This window comes from Calderihabitans maritimus (assembly GCF_002207765.1).
Taxonomy (GTDB): Bacteria; Bacillota; KKC1; order Calderihabitantales; family Calderihabitantaceae; genus Calderihabitans; species Calderihabitans maritimus.
Map to the genome: position 1 here is coordinate 1 of NZ_BDGJ01000048.1, position 1,924 is coordinate 1,924.

Sequence of the window (1,924 nt, forward strand, 5' to 3'; positions counted from 1 at the left end):
TTTTTCAGATGGGCCTATGGAAAACAGTGACAATTAAACTATTATCAGGTTAATCTCCCGCCCTATTAGGACTCCATTGCTTCGAACCGTTGCCAATCTTATCTTGCCAGACGCCCAAAATGTTTTACAAAGCAAATAGCTTAAAGGAAACAGCAGTTGAGCCTGAGTATTGCATATGGTATAATCTTACAAAAGATCGTTGTTTCCACCGTTACTATCACTCAGGAGGAGAATAAGATGTCTGGTGAAACCATAAAGATAGAATTTGAATTGCCCAAAGAATTATTCCTTAAAGGACGAGCTGTAACGCAAACATTAATTAAAGCTGAAGCATTGAAAAGGCTGGCTGCAACCTTTTATGCTGACGGTAGTTTATCTTTGGGCAAGGCGGCCCAATTAGCTAATGTATCCAAGCAAGATTTTTTGGATTTTTTGGCAACTCACAATATTCCCCTTAACTACGATGTTCATGAGTTAGAGGATGATCTATCAACAGTCAAGGAGTTCTTGCAAAATGAAAGTCGTCTCTAACTCAACCCCTCTTATTGCTTTGTCCAGGATCAATAAATTAGAACTTTTACATCTCATATTCGGCACTATAATTATACCCACTGCCGTATACAATGAGGTAGTATTGGAAGGTGCCGATAGACCGGGCGAAAAGGAGGTTGCCAATGCCTCATGGATCATAAAAAGGGAGGTACAAAATCTCCTCGCTGTTTCAATACTTAAAGCGGACCTCGATCGCGGGGAAGCCGAAGCGGTTGTTCTAGCAAAGGAATTAGGAGCAGATTATCTTTTGGTAGACGAGAAAAAAGCACGGAGAGTAGCCAGAAGTTCTGGAATGAAAATTATGGGTACTGTAGGGATTTTGGGCCTTGTTGCCAAGAAGGGGCTAATTTCCAATCTTGATGAAATTTTTAATAAACTGGAACAAAATGGTTTTCGGTTTGCAGAGGAGGTAAGGAAAAAGGTCAAAGAGGAAAGCGACACAGTCGGCTAATAGTCTAAGAGTATTGAGGGTTTAAAGTATACCTTTCACTATTTAGTCAGTGAAGGGTTTTCTGCAATCCAGGGCGATGGGTTCAAGACCCTCGAGGAAGGTCAAAATGTATCTTTTGACATCGTCGAAGGTAGTCGGGGTCCACAAGCCGCCAATGTTGTGCGTAAATAACGCAGGTACACATAAAGAGGGTATTCTCTAACCGGGGAATGCCCTTTTTCATTACTCAATAGCATCTTTACACGTTTTGCTATGTGGGGCGCCCATTGGTATAAGCCTTGGTCTTTTTATGGCATTTTTGAGGAGACGGGTTTCGCTTTTACTTGTCGTAATATGTCGAATTCCCCGTATAAATCAAAACTACTACCTTATTTTGGTAGTAGTTCTTATCTTCAACCTGCGCGTTTTCTATTACGTTCAATTTCTTAGTAATATTATTCAAATCTTGTCGGATTTCCAGCTTCCAGGAAAACTTTTGCCTTAAGACCTTCGCTAATTTCTTATCCGTCCCCGCAAGATGGTACTAGATGCCCGCGGCAAAAAGGAAACCCTGCAGGTGCTGGCCCGGCTTAGCCAGGAAACCGACTTACCTTTGAACAGCTTCCTAACATAAAAACCAAAAGAATCCGTTCCCTGAAGTCGTTTTTATAAAGTAAGTCCGGTTTGGATTTATTATTATCTCAAAGGGGAATCCGAATGTCAGAGGTTTGCCGTAAATGTCCAATATACTCATATCCCTAACATCAGGATATGTCGTAAAAAATTTCTGCAGTGTCAAGCCAAAGGGCTTGGCCAGTATATTGGCCAAAAGAAAGGCCGCAACAATATTTATCAGAGATAGGTCTTCGTAAAAAAAGAGGACAAGTATGAATACAAGGGAGAAAAGAAAATTGGCCGCCGCTATTGAAGTCCCACATCGCG

3 protein-coding genes and 1 pseudogene are annotated in these 1,924 nt (G+C 41.3%); 3 read left to right on the forward strand and 1 reads right to left on the reverse strand.

From position 1 onward, the window contains the following. The first annotated feature begins 237 nt into the window (after positions 1-237). From KKC1_RS05535 to KKC1_RS05545, 3 genes and pseudogenes are all read left to right on the forward strand, one after another. The gene (locus KKC1_RS05535; RefSeq protein ID WP_088553500.1) at positions 238-531 is read left to right on the forward strand and encodes a UPF0175 family protein; all 294 of its coding nucleotides are present in this window, start codon (positions 238-240) and stop codon (positions 529-531) included. Then, positions 515-1,003 (forward strand): PIN domain-containing protein, encoded by a 489-nt coding sequence (locus KKC1_RS05540; RefSeq protein WP_088553501.1) that lies wholly within the window; start codon positions 515-517, stop codon positions 1,001-1,003. Before KKC1_RS05535 ends, KKC1_RS05540 begins: the two co-directional genes overlap by 17 nt. A 57-nt stretch (positions 1,004-1,060) precedes the next feature. Further along, positions 1,061-1,174 (forward strand): annotated as a pseudogene (locus KKC1_RS05545) (cold shock domain-containing protein); the annotation flags it as partial. Positions 1,175-1,607: 433 nt separating this feature from the next. On the opposite strand, the gene KKC1_RS17380 reads toward KKC1_RS05545, so the two are convergent. Further along, the coding region (locus tag KKC1_RS17380) for a DUF6391 domain-containing protein (RefSeq protein WP_368731555.1) at positions 1,608-1,924 on the reverse strand (317 nt) is incomplete at its 5' end.

What these genes read in the sequence shown, in the direction of transcription:
- KKC1_RS05535 (WP_088553500.1), top strand. Translation starts at nt 238, where the DNA reads ATGTCTGGTGAAACCATAAAGATAGAATTTGAATTGCCCAAAGAATTA.
- KKC1_RS05540 (WP_088553501.1), top strand. Translation starts at nt 515, where the DNA reads ATGAAAGTCGTCTCTAACTCAACCCCTCTTATTGCTTTGTCCAGGATC.